Origin of the sequence: Planomicrobium okeanokoites, assembly GCF_003428875.1 — a bacterium.
Classification (GTDB): Bacteria; Bacillota; Bacilli; order Bacillales_A; family Planococcaceae; genus Planococcus; species Planococcus okeanokoites.
On sequence record NZ_QQRS01000003.1, the window covers coordinates 132,092 to 148,788 of the forward strand.

Consider the following 16,697-nt stretch of genomic DNA (forward strand, 5'->3'; position numbering starts at 1 on the left):
TATGCAGAAACCGGAATTGTCATGAATTGTACCGTTCCCAGGGAAGAGATGCCAAGCTGAATTAAAACTCATGTAACAGGAAATCAGAAAAGGAATCCATACCTTGTCTCCTTGCTCAAAGAAGGCAGGATACCCGGTTCTTTTCCGAGAAAGCTCAGCTTGCAGGACGGAAACGAAGACGGGGCAAAGCTGGTGCATTGGCTGGTGAAAGGGAACCCGGAAGCAGAAAGCGGTTTATCAAAGAACTATCAATATTGTTCACTTAAGAAGGGGTTATTAAATGGAAAATAAATTAGATTATATGAATATTTTTAAAAATGGCTTATATATTTTGAGCCCAACTTCGTATGTACTAGGAGAAATGCTATCAAAAACTCTGGCTGACAAACAAGAAAAAAATTCAGTTCAGAGCTTAGAGGAAATGGAAGAAAATGCCGATAAACAGGAAATTTCAGACAGACTCTCTGAATCTCAAGCAAAAGTTTTACAAGAGCTCGCGATAGCAAGAAGGATAGAAACTGCTGATGAAGTTGAAATTGAGGAGTATTTTGATTCAACAGGTGAAGGTAACGTGGGAGTAAAAGCAAGTGATAAAGGAGTGAATGTTGGAGTTGGAGGATCAGGGAGAAGAGTAGTAAAGCGAGTTTATAGGTTCAAAGGGTGGAATCAAGAGATTGTTGCTGAGATAGAAAAAGAAATTAACAGTCATATTGAAAAAGAAGATTAATGTTCATCAATTTTATGTGTTACTCTCTAAGGCTCACAAACCGAGGAAAAACCCAATTCTAAACGGATATATTAAAAAATCTCTTTCATATTTAATAAACAATTCTAAATGAATCTGACTATACAATACAATTTATAATTATATATGGCCACACCCGCTGCATCAGCATTTTGAATTGTCCCGCCATTGTTAGTTGTGTCGAACAAGTTTAGTGTAGTTCATGTCAGGTGTGGTTTTTTCTTTTATTCATCCGTATAAATTGTATGGAAATTGAGTCGGTCCTGGGAAGGCAGCACTACATTTTTACACTTAGTGTAGTAATAACACAGACGTAGTTTATTCATTTACTTCGTTGGTATAATTGTATAGAAATTATTTGCTACATAGGACTTCCAAGAACTAGTGGTTGTAGTTTAAATTATTTATATAGCAGTTCATCAACCCAATTAATGAACTCTCTTTCATCTAAAAGCACTACATGTTTTAAGTCTGTCAAAAATAATTTAATTAATTCTCTTAGAATCTCATCCATCTCTTCAGAAAGCTCTTCTACACTTTCTAAGAATTTCAGATTTTTTTTCATACTCTTCTGGCTGCTAACTGCACCATGTATATACTTTGATCTGAAAGAATATGCTATCCCAATAATATTTTTAATTCTTAGCTTTTCCTCATAGCCTCCTCCCAATATTCTAGCACCCCGATCTGCTACTTGCATTCTTAGTTCACTATCAGTAGTAGATAATAAAGATTCAATAGCAGAAATATAATAAGTTATTCTCGGTTGTAAAACTGTTTGTTTTCTTGCTACAGAGATAAATCGAAGTGCTCGCTCAAATCGATTAGTATTCTCGTAGGAAAAATTTTTATCCATGTTAATAATTCCATCGTTATATTCAAGTTTCCCTTCTGAGAATGAATTTATTTTAGAAAGAGACTTTCTGGGTTTTGATAATAAATTAAACCACTTGATTGCATCCTCTAGTTCGTTCTTATCAAATTTCACGTCAATATATTCACAATGGGAATTACTATTAATAAAAGCTCTACGTGTATAATGTGATTTTCCATTATCAAATCTGCAAAATTCGTAATCAGAGCTGATTGAATTGTCTTTTATAAGCCATAAGGAATCTATAAAAGAGCCGACAAGATTCCTGAAAACTTGTTCAAAATGACCTGAATCTTTTTCTTCGAGAGTAGTAACTGTATAAAAACATGCATTATTTTTGATTTCTTCAATTTGCATATTTCCTAACTCATAACGCATATGTTCATTAATGAAATTTAATTGATCTCCATTTTTTTCTAATCTGATTTCAGGGAAATTTGGAACTGAGAACTTCTTTCTTTTAAATGCATCCGGTAAAATCAGGTGATGAGTTAAAGCGACAATCTTAACTATCAATCTTATCCTTCCTTTCTCAAAATCATTACTATAAATTGCTATACACAAAAAAAATACAATACGAAAAATCAAACTGCATTCTTGTATGTAAGAACCTATGGGGGATCTAGGGATTACTGATGGGAAATTGCTTCATAAGGGGAGAAACAATTTTAAACGATTTAACAAAACACTACAATTTATACATTATACCTTCGATCTTCGTCGTATTGTTATCCTTGTGTAGTTCTTAGCGTTTTATTCATCAAAATGAACTGTTTGGGAAATGTACAATTTCTGTGAAGTAATATTAAGCTTAATTCAATTGTATCGCCAAATTGTGAACACACTTTTTGGATATAACAGCCGTTTAGAAGTTTTTTCGACTCTGGTACGGGTTGATCAATATTAAGTTCAGCTGTCATCTACAGCTGCGGAAGTTTATCTAAAAGAAGTTGAATACAGAAAAATGGATTCAAGTCATTCTCTCTCTACGAGCCTAAGAATGATGGAACACAAATCCGCGCAGTTAATCGAAACGGTGTACAACCCAATCATTCGTCTGGTGACGAACAGTTAATTATTTTTTCCTGTACAGGGAACGCCCTTCCGAAAAGCTCTTTTTTATTCCTTATAAATTGAGATATTTCAGATGATACAATTTGAAAAAGTAAATATTAGTAAAAGGCTGGTGGGTAAGTGCAGAATTTTAAGAGGCTAATCTCATTTAAGGAACACATTATTATATGGACTTTTGTATTGGTATTGTCAATAATCATGATTTATATTCAGCATACTGTTGGAGAGCTAGGTAAAACTTTTTGGCTTTCTTTAATTCCAAGTGTAATCATTGATAGCTTATTTATTTTAATTGCCTCATATTTCATTGCTTATTTCCTTCGAAAGAGTGAAAAGAGAAGGGCAAAGAATCAAGTTTACAAGATGTTAGGGAATAGATATGAAAAAATGATATTGAATTTGGCTAAGGACTATATTACTTTTATAACCAAGAAACCTGTTGTAACAAAGAATAGTATTGATAACATTGAAGATGTTAAAGAACAAATTCATGAGTTATCAATCAATATGCAAAACTACATAAGTTCTAACTTTTATAAAGAGAATGTCAAAGTCTTTTTTTTTGATGATCAAATAAAAACTAATAGTATTTCTGAAATGTTTCAAGAAAAACAATGGACTGTTCATAGGTATATACAGTATTTGAAAAGTACTCATTTAAAAAACATGGATTTATTTATAACAAAGTATATTTCTGTTATTCCCGAGGATCTAAGAGAAATTTTATTTAGAGTAGAAGATACTCTACAAGGTAATTATTTTGTTACTGAGTTAGACTATGCACCAAAGATTGATATTTCAATTTTTTATTTGAATGTAGAGGAATTTTCTGAGGTTTTTAAAGAGCTAAGTAAAGATATATATTACTTACTGACTTATTTTGAAGGTATACAGGAAAATGACACTTCAAAAAATTTTAGAGGTGGTTTATTCCACCATTCTAATTCTCAAATTTTGTTATTTCTCATACTGTTTCCAATGCTGTTTTATGTGTTAATAAAAATTGGTTTACTAAGTAGATAAATAAGTTTGTATCTAAATAAACTCGCTAATAAATTCTTAAATATCTTTTCAAAGGAGAAATCTAATATGCAAGATTTCAGAGGTTTTACAGGCTACAGTGATTCTGAAATTCAGTCCCTGTGGGAGAATGCTATCTTTGTAGTTGATACAAACATCTTAACAAATTTTTATAAGTACACAAATAAGGATTCTTATAAGAATTTGCTGCAAATACTTAAGAAACTTAAAGAGACTAACAAACTATGGATTCCTCATCAAGTAGCTATTGAATATTTCTTTAACTATGAAAAGAACATGTATAAACAAAAAGAGGGATATGAGCACCTAGGGAAAGAGCTTAGAAAGTTTAAGGAAGAGGTAAGAAAATCTCTTCAAACTGTTAAGAATGCTCATAATTATATAAATATAGAGGACTATGAGTACTATGAAAAAGGACTTGAGAGCTTTAATGAAAGGTTAGATGTCCAACTTAAAGAGCAAATAGTGCAATTACCTGATTCACAGATAATAAAAGAAGATTTATTAAGTTTGATTGATGGAATTATTGGAGAACCTTATTCACAACAGGAAATTGATACTATTGAAAAGCAAGGGGAAGAAAGATATAAACATAAGATACCGCCTGGCTTTAGTGATGCTGATTCAAATGGTGGTAAAGGAATACAAGATGTTAGGAATTATGGTGGGTTGAGATATCATCTAGTCTATGGAGATTTACTTGTATGGAATCAGCTAATTGATAAAGCTAAAGATGACTCTATACCTATTATTTTTATGACTGAAGATAGAAAACCAGATTGGTGGGAAAAAGAAGGTAACAGAATAAAGAGACCACATCCCCAATTGATTCAGGAATTTGTAAATGAAACTCAACAGAATTTTTACATGTATGGTACTGATAGATTTGTGGAACTTGCTAATAAATATCTTGATATCAACTTAACTCCTGAACAAGTAAGAAGTGTATCAGAAGATGTTGAAAGTATTAGAAAAGAAGAAGAAACAGAAACAAGAAAAGTACCCCAACTGAAATCAGAAGATCAAGGAATTATTACATTAGAGAGATTAGCAGAGTATGTAGGTGAGAGTGAGATAGATGATTATGAAATCAGTATTAGTATATTGAAAAAACACAGAGATTATGAAATTTATAAAAAACTTCAGAAATCACAATTTGACCAATTACTTTATAATGCTCTACCTAATATTAAATTTCATTGTCATACACTTATTGAAGAGATGGAGGAGTATGAATCAGATTTAGCTCAAGCCTTTTTAAATGATTATAATTACTATGAGAAAATTGATGATCTTGAGGGAAAGGTACACAGGTATTTTAAATTAATAGATATTCTCCAGGCAGAGATTATTTGGTGGAAAAACTTTAATTTGCTTAATAGAAGAAATGATTTGTAACCTCATAAATCGGTAAAATTGTAATTTACTAAACAAATTGGAGGCATCAATGAAGAAACAAGATTTTATTCAGTGGATGAGTACTAATTATGACATTGAACCTGTTGAAATAATAAGATGCTTAAAGAGAATCGCTTCCCAGAGAAACAAACTATTCTAAAAGATTCTGACTATACATTGCAATTTATAATTTATACACCGACTGATCTGTAAAATCAGCGTTACTAGCGATGGTGTTGCATTTTATTCAAGCTTATCAATTGTTTGGAAATTGTTTCGTTCCCTGCGAAGCGAAAAATCAAAAATCAAACTACACCAAAGACACAGTAATTAAGTTGCTGTGTCTTTTTTTGTTCAGTACTTTTTAGAAATTTTGAACAATTATCCTATCAATTTTTTAAATATGGGTTTTGTGATAGGAAACGGAACCCGTTAATCTAATCCACCTCTTTTTTCTTTGGGATTGTTTATATAAAACAGCTTTACATTAATTCCCTCTGTCGGATAAATGTTACAATGAGTTAAGACGGTAAGTAGGAACAAGTAAAACTAAAGGAGAGAGGTATATGCTCGATATTTCTGCACAAAAATCAATTGATAATTTAAAGAAGATTCTCACCGATGAAGACATGACCTTTAATGAACAGACAACGAAGCACTTTCTTATTCTTCCCTTCCTCACTTCACTCGGATACGACATAACAGATCCGAATGTCTTGAAGCATGAGTTCAAGCCGGCCAACCTACGGGGGAACAACGACAAAGTGGATTATGCGTTAGATTTGGGTGACTTCAAAATCATCATTGAGGCCAAGCCTTTAAACACCAATATTAAAAGGCATTACCATCAACTGCAGAAATACTATAATTCCACACCGGAAGTACAACTGGGAATCATTACAGACGGTCGAAATTATCACTTTTTTACGGACTTCTACTATGAAAATCTCATGGATATTGAACCCTTTTACTCCTTAGATGTTTTAAATCTCACGGATTATGATTTTTACTTCTTAAATTTACTCAATTACACGAAGATAACAGCAAACAGCATTCGAGAAGCCACTGAGGAAATTATCTTCCGGGATAAACTGCTCACCTCATTTAAGAAGACACTTGAAGAACTTCCACCTGAGTTCATCAAATTGGTTGTCAAAGACTTTTACCCACATGCTGTTACAAAGAAAGTGATTGAGAAAGCTACGGCAATTGCCAAGCAGGTAGGAGCGAACAGATTGGATTTGAGCATTATCGACGAGTCCATCATTATGTCTGATGAGCGAGTAGAACAATTGGATAGCCCAACTACTGTGCCGGCTGAAGAAGTAGCACCTGAAACACCAGCCGATTCGGGAGTGAAAGAAGATAAGCCTGTTGAGCAAGAACCGGAAGTGTCAGCCCCTCAATCAGAAGAACCAGCGACCAAATTGGTGGAAATTGAAACGACACCTGCTCCAACCAAGAGGCCATCATTACGAAAAGGTGAGCGTGTCTCCTTAACTATGGAGGACACTCCGCTAACGAAACTCAAAGTCGGACTCGGCTGGGATGTCAGCAGCCAGCAAGGAACAGAGTTCGATCTTGACGTTCATGTATTCCTTTTGAATGAAAATCAAAAAGTGCCGAAGGAAGAATTTTTTATATTCTACAACAACCCTCAATCGCCAGATGGCAGCACGAATTTATTGAAGGATAGTCGTAATGCAGGAAACAATACTGAAACGGTCTTCGTGGAACTGGATAAAGTATCAAGCGAAGTAGAAAAAATTGTGTTTATTGTAACTATCTACGATGCTTTAAATCGAGAGCAGAATTTCAGCATGGTGAACAATGCCTTTATCCGGATGACGAATGCAGAAACCGGGGAGGAAATGTTCCAGTTTGATTTGGCCAATGGTGGTGGTCCGGAGACTTGTCTGATAGTTGGGGAAATCTATCGTTACAACGAAGATTGGAAGTTCACTGCAGTCGGAAACGGTTATCAGGCTGATATTCAGCAATTATGCACCAACTTTGGAGTCCAATTAGCATGAAAAAACGGAGAACAGGGACTTCCCTGTTCTTTTTAGTTTCTATTAGTAAAATAATTACACCTTGAAAATCGCCTCCCGATTAGCGTTATAAAATCACCTTCCCGGGAAAGAAACAATTCTAAACGATTTTGATAATACACTATAATTTAGAACTAATACATTAGCACTCCCGCTGTATCAGCACCCTGTATGTGCTTTTTCATTTTATTCATCTATATAAATTGTGAGAGAATTATACGGAACACAGGGGGTATTTGGGAACTTTTAGAAAAAAAGTGAATATATTAAGAACCTATTCCTTCTATATTGATAATTATTCACTAACTGCAGCAAAACTCTTTACATGTCATAAATTTTCAGACCTCCAACAATAATAGCGATATACATGATCAAATCAATCATCTATCAAAAGAGTCTACCCTAAGAAACGCAAGAATCTCTAGGGTAGGCTCTTTGTGTTTCCAAAGACCTTGAATCCAAGAGATGATAGAATTATTAAACCAAAACTTTATGAAAGGGGCTTTCCATTGGCCATCCAGCATGATTTTACACAAGGGCCGATTGCACGGCAGCTGTTCTATTTCTCAGGGCCGATCATTTTGGCCAACCTGCTGCAGGTTTCCTATCAGCTGATCGACAGCCTGTGGATCGGTAATCTTATAGGTGCAAACGCACTCGCTGCTGTCAGCTTATCCGGAACGGTGCTGTTTACGGTCCTTTCATTTGTCATCGGTTTGAACAATGCAGCGCTGACCATTCTGTCCCAGCAAAAAGGGCGAGGAAGCGGGGAAGGGCTGCGCCGTTATTTGAATGCATTCGTCGTCCTTCTCGCAGGGATGTCGATCGGCCTTGGCACTATCGGTTTTATTCTTGCGGAACCACTGCTCCTGCTTGTAGGGACGCCGGAAGAGATTATGCCGATGGCTGCTGCTTACCTGAAGATTAACTTCATTGGGATGCTGTTCCTGTTCGGCTATAATTTCATCGGCACTGCACTCCGGTCAGTCGGAGATTCTAAGTCTCCACTTTATTTTGTGGCGATTGCAGTGGTGTTGAATACACTATTGGATCCACTCTTCATTTCCGTCTTCAGCTGGGGCGTCGAAGGTGCGGCTTATGCAACGATCATTTCGCAGGGCGCGGCATTTTTCATCGGTTTCTTTTACATACGCAGTAAAATGATTCTTCCATTCACTCGTCCCTCCGTTCCGGCAAAGCGTGAGGTGCTCGATATTCTAAGACTCGGCATACCCGCAGGACTTCAGATGGGCGTCATTTCTGCAGGGGTGCTCGCCATCATGAGCGTCGTCGCTTCTTTTGGTCCGGCAGTCGTCGCTGGCTACGGCGCGGCGCAGAGGCTCGATAGCCTGATCATGCTGTCGGCGCAGGCACTCGGCACAGCCATCAACTCGATGGCCGGACAAAATATCGGAGCGAGGCAATGGGACCGTGTGGAGCGTGTGACCCGCTACGGCTTCTTCTATAATCTTGCCGTTATGTTCATCATTGCAGCCATCCTTTACATCTTTGCTGAACCTGCTGTCCGGCTGTTCCTGAAAGAAGAGGAGGCAGTGGAATTCGGCACCGAGTATTTGCGAGGCGTCGCGTTCTTTTATCCGTTCCTTGGAACTAATTTCATCCTGAACGGTACAGTCCGCGCAGCTGGCGCCATGTTCCAGGTACTCGTTTTGAACATCCTGTCATTCTGGGTGCTTCGCTATCCGCTTACCTATTTGTTCGCGGGTTGGTACGGGCCGGACGGCATCGCGCTCGGCATAGGTGTTTCCTTCGTCATCTCAAGCCTTTTCGCTTTCCTGTATTACCGATACGGGAAATGGCGGGAGATTAAGGCGATTAGTGAGGGCTAAGGTTTTGTTATATTAAATAAATCAAGTAGTATCCCGGGGAAAGAAACAATTCTAAAGGATTTTGGCTATCAGCAATAATTTATCTTGATACATAAATACCTGGGCTATATCAGCATTTGGGGTTTAGCTTTTACATTTTATTCATCTACTAATTCTTTAGAAATTGTGTCGTTTCCAGGGTAATGGAATTTATAATCGAGGAGTGGAAGAGAAATGGCGTTTTCAGAAAAAGTAGGAAAAGCAGCAGTGAGTATAGGAGCAAGTGTTTTAGCAAATGCATTTATCAAAAGGATAAGCAAGGAAGCAAGCGAGAAAATTATTGAAAAGGGAGCGGAAAGTGCAAGTGATAAAGTAGTTGAAAAAACAAAAGACATATTCTCTTCTACTGATAATTTCAAAAATAAGTACAACAATTTAAGAGAGGTCAGTTTGTCTCCAGACTCAACTATAGAATCATTTCAAAAAGCTATATTTGAAGTTAAGAATATGCAGAACCACTACCAGTTTGATTTAGATAGTATGAATTCAAAGAATCCAGTCAAACTACCAAAGTACAAGGTGACCTTAAATAAGCTCGAAATGGCAAAAAGCTTGCTTGCCAACCTTCGCAAAGAAGCTGCGAATAGAATTATTAAAGAAGCAACTATAGTTTACGAATCCAAAAATGAATCGGCATTTTTTAATCCTTATTCAAAGATAAATGATGAACTTATTAACTGCGATTCTATAGAAGACTTAAATGAAACTTTGTTGAAAATAAATAGACATTATTTAAAAGACTTTGAAGCAGTAGAAGATTCTATATAAATTTTTGAATTGAATGAAATAGCGTTCCAAGGAAAGCAACAATTCTACAGAATTTTGACGCAACAAGACAATTTATACTCTATACATTGCCACACCTGCTGGAACAACATTGCAGGTGTGGCTTTCTGATTTTATTCACCTCTATAAATTGTGTGGGAATTGTACCAAACCTAGGTGACTACTGGAAAAAGGTAACAGAAAACAGGAAACAAGATGAACAACACTACATATCTTTAAAAAACGTATCCAAGTAAAGCGACAATCGCCACACCACTCAAAGTCCTCCGAATACTCCTTGTTAAATCGGATTTCCGGTTCAGGCACATTCAACTCGCGGGCCGTATCCATAATGCTGGTTCTTGCTTCTATAATCAGTTGAGAAATAATAGCGCAGCGAAGACGGAAAAATCCTGAAGGCGTTGCGCCGTTTTAATTGTTGCTGTTGTATAGGAAGCGCCAAGTTGTAACAAAAAAACTAAAACATTTTTTCATTTAAGTGGTATATTTACGTTAGCTTTTAATTTGTGAAAATTTAACTAATCTGAGGAGTGTTTACAGTGAAAGAAGACTTCAAGAAAAAGGATTTTAATTTCTTTAAAAAGCCAAAAGAAATACAAAGTGAAAATTACGAAGAAGGCTATAAAAAATACGAATCCAAGGCTCATGAGTATTTTAATGATAAAGAAAGAGCGGAAGATTTACTAAATAAAGCCAAGCAGAAAGCTGAAAATAATGAAATCCCTTTAAAAGAAATACTGGAAAAACTCCAGTTATTATTCGAAGTTCTTCAAGCATGGTATAAAGGCACATATAAAGAAATACCAAAAGGGTCGATTATTATGATCATCGCTTCAATCCTTTACTTTGTTTCTCCTGTAGATTTAATACCTGATTTTATTCCGGTTATTGGCTTGGTAGACGATGCAGCAGTTATTGCTTTCGCTATTAAGCAGTTGAGTGCAGATTTAGAGAAGTTCAAAGTATGGAAAGAGTCGAACGGTGAGTCGGATGCTGGTGAAGCATTTACAAGATAATGTTCCGAATCTATGTTAGCAGTGTCGAATAGGATTGCACTTCCCAAGTTTTAAAAGTTAAAAAATCAAATATAGCATCATTCGATTAAAAGCAAGGAGTTAAATTATCTCGCTGCCTAATCGAGTACAACAATATGTGAGGAGCAAATTCAGATGAAAAAGCTGTTAGTAGGTATTATGTTATCAATGTTACTTATTGGAATCGTTGGTTTAGTTGTGTTCGTTCAAAACAATCCGTTTGGAAATACTACCAACCAAAGTTCTAATACGGCCTTACTTCAGGAGAGAGTCGTGGAGTTAACAGAATTGGCGACATTGAAGTATGAGTATAAAAATGCAATGGTAAATCGGGACGACAAGAAAATTCTGCTGACAGATATTAAATTTGCGGAGACGATCAAGCTAGTAGAATACACGGGATATCTAAAAGCTGGATCAGATCTATCAAAGATGAAAGTGGACTATGACGAAGAGGGCCAACAAATAACAGTCAGAGTTCCCAAGGCAAAAGTACTCGATAATGTTGTGGATCTCGAAAGCATGGAGATAGAAGATGTGAAAGGCAATATCTTTTTTGATCCTCCTACACAGGACCTTATAGATGATATAAACGTTCAGAAAAAGAAATACGAAGAAGAAAAAATCAGCCAAGGATTTTTAACTGAAGCAGATAAAAGAACAGAGGAAGTCCTAAAGTCGTTCTTAAGCCTTTATGAGGAAAATGATGTTATTGTTGAGTTTTATTAGAAATAGCTATCATTTACCAATGTAGTAATAAGTTCAATTTCATAAAAGAAATTTTATTAAATAGAAGCCGTAATCCGAAACCTCATTGGTTGAAGACTACGGTTTTCATTTTACATAACGGAGGATCAACAGATGAAGTACTTCACAAAGGAATGGTACGATGAAATGCAGGTATCCGGTTTTCTCGCATTGCACGAGTCGGAAGAGGATTGGGAGGAAGAATTGGAATATCACCGCAAGGAAGGAAATGATTTGCGGCAATTGAACTTACGCAATCTGGCCGATATGCGGGAAAGTTTGCTGCGCTGCTTGCCGGAGACGTTCTATCCGTATATCCACGATGGCACATTGGTGACGGAATACCCGACTCCAGAACTGCGCATGCTCGTCAATCGATGGGAGCGGGATTACGAGCAGCGGATGGAAGAGCTGAGTGACCGGTATATGCAGCATTACGAATCGATCAAAGCGGAGCTCCCGCCAGCTGCAGTTGAGCTGGTGGAGAATGGCCTGCACGATGCGGTCGTCCTTTCTGTCGAGAGACCGTCTGAAGATCAGCTTGTCCTGACGGTCGATTGCACTGGGGGCTTCCATTATTTCAGCGATGTCCGGTTCACTTTTGAAGGGGTCACTTATTCGAACGTTCCGGCTGATTTCAAAGGTGCATGGTGGCTGTATGATGAAATTTATAAAACGGAAGAAGGCTTTGAGCTACATACATTGTTCGATTCGCCAATGATAGAGACGGTTATTCGTGCGCGTAATGTGAAGATTGAGCCGTTGAAACTGCCGCTGATGCGAAGGCTGAAGAAATGGTATAGAGGTAGGTAGTCAGTTTTAATTTTTCCATCTTTCAATTTAAGCTAGGTAGATCGATTTCATTGCGAGAGCGGGACACCACATTGACGAAGTACTGATGGAGCAACTGGCAACAATCACGGTTGTTATTTATTCAGCTATTGTTACAAGGATTTAGCAAATGTCACATAAAAGTAATATTATTGTTTTATTTTTAGTATATTCGGGTACATTACTCTCGAAGGTGTTTCATGTTTTTAGTTTTGATATGAACGTGTGGCCTCATTTGATACTGGGTTTTAGGGTAAGGAACTCTAAGTTAGATTCAGTTACATATTATAGAAAAGGGGAGGAAATACGATGACGAAATTTTCGTGGTCAAGACTGATGCTCTTGATGATGCTGATGTTTGTATTGGCTTTGGCAGCATGCGGCAATGATGATGCTTCAAATGAAGAAGCACCTGCTGAAGAGGATGCAACAACAGAAGAAAGTGCTGAAGAGGAAGCTGGATCAGAAGAAAGTGCTGAAACAGAAGAAGGCACGGGAGAGGGCGCTGAAGAAGCCCCTGATGGCAGTGCAGAAACTGAACCAAAGGTTACTGAGTTTGAACCGGCATTTCCGGAACAGACAAGAGCCCCTGCAGTAGAGACGGAAACAGAATTGAATGAAGAGGTTATTGTTGAAGGTCTTGGCGTGACTTGGGGTATGGTGGAGTTTGAACCAAACCGTTTGCTTGTGACGCAAAGAGATGCAGCAGAACTTCTGATTGTAAATCTTGAAGACGGTTCTGTTTCAGAACCGATCACAGGTACACCGGAAGTGAACAGCGAAGATCAGGGTGGTTTGCTTGATGTAACCGTTGCACCTGATTTTGACGAATCAAGAATGGTATTTCTGACGTTTTCTCAAGATATCGAAGGTGGTACTGTAACGGCTGTCGGTAAAGGTGCTTTATCAGAAGATGAAACTTCACTGGAAAACTTTGAAGTCATCTTCCAGGCGACACCGGCATATGAAGGTACCTTGCATTATGGTGGACGTATCATCTTTGATGATGATGGCAACCTGTTCTTAACAACTGGTGAGCGTTCAGATGTCGAAAGCCGCGATCGTGCACAGGACTTGGATGCTTATTTAGGTAAAGTCATCCACATTACGCAAGACGGAGAGCCAGTAGAGTCGAATCCATTTGTCGAAGATGAAGATGCATTGGATGGCATTTACAGCTACGGTCACCGTAATATTCAAGGGATCGACTTCAACCCTGAAACAGGTGACTTATGGATCGTTGAATTCGGTCCACAAGCTGGGGATGAACTGAATATTGTTGAACCAGGCAATAACTATGGATGGCCGGTAGTTTCTTATGGTCTCGAATACTCTGGTGAATTTGTCAATGAAGGTATTTCAGAGCATGAGGCACAAGGTTTTATTGAACCAAGATATTACTGGGATCCAACAAGTGCGCCAAGTGGTATGTCCTTCTATAATAACGACGCCATTCCTGAATGGGAGAACAATTTGTTCATCGGTGGTTTAGCGCCGAACTATATTGTACGCGTCATTATTGAAGGTGACACCATCGTTGGAGAAGAACGTCTATTGACTGACGAGGTCCAACGTTTCCGTGATATTCTTGTAACTGAGGACGGCGCGCTTATTGCAAGCACGGATGGCGGTCTGATTTACAAGATTTCTGCAGCAGAATAAAGTTTTAGTATTCTCTAAGAGCAGCCAGCTTATGACAATGTCATTAACTGAAGGCGCTTAACAATAGTAATGAAGCAGGCATTGATGGAACTCCATGAATGCCTGCTTCTTTTTTGCTGCCTGTGTTGAGTTTGAAATTCTATTTTAAGGAATCCTGTTTGTCCCCTTTCGCGGCGGGTATACTCTTTACGAAAGATAATTTGAGGAGGGATTTTTCTAATGAGCCAAACTTTTGACGCATTAAAAGAAAAAATCAGCAATGCTGACGCGGGAGAAGCGAAAGAAATCATCACGCAAGTCAAGCAGGCATACGACGATGGGCAGATTGATGAAAGTGAAAAGAACGAATTGATGGATATGGCAAAATCTAAACTTGGCGGAGGGCTCGGCGGCTTATTCTAGGAGCTGGAGACTTAAGTGGAAATAAGCTTCGGCATCCTTATTGAAAGGTTGCCGAAGCTTATTTTTTTATGGTGAAGATTCTCTTCAAGGGTGTGGCCTCACTCGACCCCAAAAGCCACAATCCCATAAGTCTCCAAATACGCTTTCAACACACGCAGCCACTGCTTTTCAACCGCAAGCCCCACATGGCCATCCGGCCGGATCAGGTACAGCGCATCTTGCTTGAATCCGGCGTCTTTCATCTGCGCATTCCATGGAAACTCATGGAGCTCGAGCGACTGAGAGCGGGCAAAGTTGATGAGCTCAGGCTTCGCTTTGCCGTATATATGGATTTGCCAGTCGACTGAGCGCAGCGGCGCGAAATTATCGCCTCTTGCGGTTTGGATCCACGGCAGGCGCATGCCTCCGTAGACTTTGCCGGCTTTGCCGTAGCTCAAAGGGCTGTCGCGGTAACTGATGTGAATTTGGGACAAGATTTTAAATGCGTTTTTTTGAGAGAACGGGAATTTGAAAACCGCCGGCAGGCCGTAAGGTACGAAATACTGGCGCAGCAGAGTGCCGCGCAGTTTTTGGCTGACGATCGTCGAGAATGCTTTGTCGGTCGTCGCGATCAGCCGGCGGGCAAAGCTGATGCGCTCTTTTTCGTACGTGTTCAATATTCTTGGAGCGGCTTTCCCTTGTATCACCGCAGCGAGTTTCCACGCCAGGTTGATGGCGTCGCCGATGCCGGTGTTCATGCCTTGTCCGCCGGCCGGACTGTGCAGGTGGCCGGCGTCGCCCAGGATGAAGATGCGCCCTTTGGCGAATTGCTCGCTGACGCGGTAATGGACGCGGTAGGTCGAAAACCAGTTGACCTTGGCCGCGGTGACACGGATTTTATTTTCAATATAATCACTGATTTCATCGTACTGGAGATCGGTGCGGTCGTTGAACTTCTCGGGCACGATGCCGAGGATCCGCTTGGTTACGACGTTGCGGACGGACATATACAGCATGAAGCCTTCATCGTCCATGTACATGTCCATCTTCTGCATATTTTCTGCCGGCTTCGCGGTTTCGATGTCGGCGACAAAGAATAATTGCTTGTATGTGCCGCCGGGAAATTGGAGTCCCAGCCCTTTCCGGACCATGCTGCCGGCTCCGTCGCATCCGCATAAATAGGCGAATTCCGCTGTTTCTGCCGGCTTGTCCTGCTGCTGGAGAACGGCGGTTACGCCTTCTCCTTTGTCTTCAAAAGAAATCAAAGAGGTGTTCCATTCGACCTCGACGCCGATTTTATTTAACTCTTCCACGAGAATTTCTTCGTGCTCGTCCTGCGGCAGACTCAGGATGAACGGAAACGGACTCATGCCTTTGCCGAAATCATGGAATTTCACCGTGGCTTTCACTTCATTGCCATCACTGACATCCAGCGATAAAATCGGATGCCCCTGGATGATGTTGCGTTCGGCCAGGCCAAACTGGGCGTACTGTTCCAATATGCGCGCATGCACGGCAAGCGCACGGGAAGCAGTGCCGGTTCCTGCGTTTTTATCGATGATCCGGAACGGCACGCCTTGGCGCGCCAGCCCATAGGCAAGCGCCAGGCCGGTGGGGCCGGCTCCAACGATTAAGATTTGTGGGTTCATCATAGCGACCTCCTAATGAGTATCACGCCTGTTGAATAAGAAAAGTTCCTGTACAGCTACTATATCCTTAATCGATGGGTTTCAAGCAGATGAGGCTGAAAAATTAAAATCATTTCATGAATAAAAAAATTTGGTGGATTTTGATGATGAATCTTTGTTGATTGCGTTGATTACTGGGATGCCCTGGAGGTTTTGTGAAACAGCAATATCTCTCCTTGCTACTCCTGTGAAAGCCGGCTACAATTAAAGAAAAGCTGGTGGCGATTCCGTTCCGATGGAAAATTCGACAGCATCCACCTGGTGCTGCGGAAAACGGAGTTGGATTATTATGATTTTAAGAGAGAAGACTGGATTGAATTGACGCGGGAGATTATCGGGGTTCATAAATGATTGTTGGCAATGAAATTTTCATCTGAAAATAAAAGATGTGTCAGAAAAACGCTTCCTCCGGGAGCGTTTTTTCGATTTATTATGGGGAGTTGAAGGCTGGCGCGGATAAACGGGCGCTAGCCGCGGATAAATGACTCCTAGCCGC

13 protein-coding genes are annotated in these 16,697 nt (G+C 39.3%); 11 read left to right on the forward strand and 2 right to left on the reverse strand.

The window, feature by feature from the left end:
* Positions 1–280 precede the first annotated feature (280 nt).
* Entirely contained in the window at positions 281–727 is a 447-nt protein-coding gene (locus tag D2910_RS08625; protein WP_117313196.1) for a hypothetical protein, read from the forward strand.
* A gap of 418 nt (positions 728–1,145) precedes the next feature.
* Here D2910_RS08625 and D2910_RS08630 read toward each other — a convergent pair whose 3' ends face one another.
* Positions 1,146–2,135, reverse strand: a complete 990-nt coding sequence (locus tag D2910_RS08630; protein WP_117313197.1) for a HEPN domain-containing protein — start codon at positions 2,133–2,135, stop codon at positions 1,146–1,148.
* A 678-nt stretch (positions 2,136–2,813) separates the two neighbouring features.
* Between D2910_RS08630 and D2910_RS08635 the strand changes: the two genes are divergently transcribed.
* The 10 genes from D2910_RS08635 to D2910_RS08685 all read left to right on the forward strand — a co-directional run bounded on the left by D2910_RS08635 (position 2,814) and on the right by D2910_RS08685 (position 14,534).
* On the forward strand, positions 2,814–3,716 hold the full coding sequence (locus D2910_RS08635) for a hypothetical protein (protein WP_117313198.1): 903 nt from the start codon (positions 2,814–2,816) through the stop codon (positions 3,714–3,716).
* Between the two features lie 66 nt (positions 3,717–3,782).
* A complete protein-coding gene (locus D2910_RS08640; protein ID WP_117313199.1) occupies positions 3,783–5,132 on the forward strand; it encodes a PIN-like domain-containing protein in 1,350 nt (449 codons plus the stop codon).
* Positions 5,133–5,698: 566 nt separating this feature from the next.
* Positions 5,699–7,165 (forward strand): TerD family protein, encoded by a 1,467-nt coding sequence (locus D2910_RS17030; RefSeq protein WP_205854601.1) that lies wholly within the window; start codon positions 5,699–5,701, stop codon positions 7,163–7,165.
* 527 nt (positions 7,166–7,692) lie between these two features.
* Positions 7,693–9,033: an MATE family efflux transporter gene (locus tag D2910_RS08650; RefSeq protein ID WP_117313200.1), complete on the forward strand. Its 1,341-nt coding sequence runs from the start codon at positions 7,693–7,695 to the stop codon at positions 9,031–9,033.
* A gap of 213 nt (positions 9,034–9,246) precedes the next feature.
* Positions 9,247–9,840 carry a hypothetical protein gene (locus tag D2910_RS08655; protein WP_117313201.1) on the forward strand — a complete coding sequence of 198 codons (594 nt, stop codon included), beginning with the start codon at positions 9,247–9,249 and terminating at the stop codon, positions 9,838–9,840.
* Positions 9,841–10,397: 557 nt separating this feature from the next.
* The gene (locus D2910_RS08665) at positions 10,398–10,874 is read left to right on the forward strand and encodes a YkvA family protein (protein ID WP_240633584.1); all 477 of its coding nucleotides are present in this window, start codon (positions 10,398–10,400) and stop codon (positions 10,872–10,874) included.
* 153 nt (positions 10,875–11,027) lie between these two features.
* Positions 11,028–11,621, forward strand: a complete 594-nt coding sequence (locus D2910_RS08670) for a DUF4230 domain-containing protein (protein WP_117313203.1) — start codon at positions 11,028–11,030, stop codon at positions 11,619–11,621.
* Positions 11,622–11,753: 132 nt separating this feature from the next.
* Complete coding sequence (locus D2910_RS08675; RefSeq protein WP_117313204.1) at positions 11,754–12,452, forward strand: DUF4085 family protein; 699 nt, start codon at positions 11,754–11,756, stop codon at positions 12,450–12,452.
* A 327-nt stretch (positions 12,453–12,779) separates the two neighbouring features.
* On the forward strand, positions 12,780–14,132 hold the full coding sequence (locus D2910_RS08680) for a PQQ-dependent sugar dehydrogenase (protein ID WP_117313205.1): 1,353 nt from the start codon (positions 12,780–12,782) through the stop codon (positions 14,130–14,132).
* A gap of 219 nt (positions 14,133–14,351) precedes the next feature.
* Positions 14,352–14,534, forward strand: coding sequence for a hypothetical protein (locus tag D2910_RS08685; protein ID WP_084242860.1), 183 nt, complete (start codon positions 14,352–14,354; stop codon positions 14,532–14,534).
* A 98-nt stretch (positions 14,535–14,632) separates the two neighbouring features.
* On the opposite strand, the gene D2910_RS08690 is transcribed toward D2910_RS08685, so the two are convergent.
* Entirely contained in the window at positions 14,633–16,162 is a 1,530-nt protein-coding gene (locus D2910_RS08690) for an FAD-dependent monooxygenase (RefSeq protein WP_117313206.1), read from the reverse strand.
* Positions 16,163–16,697: the final 535 nt, after the last annotated feature.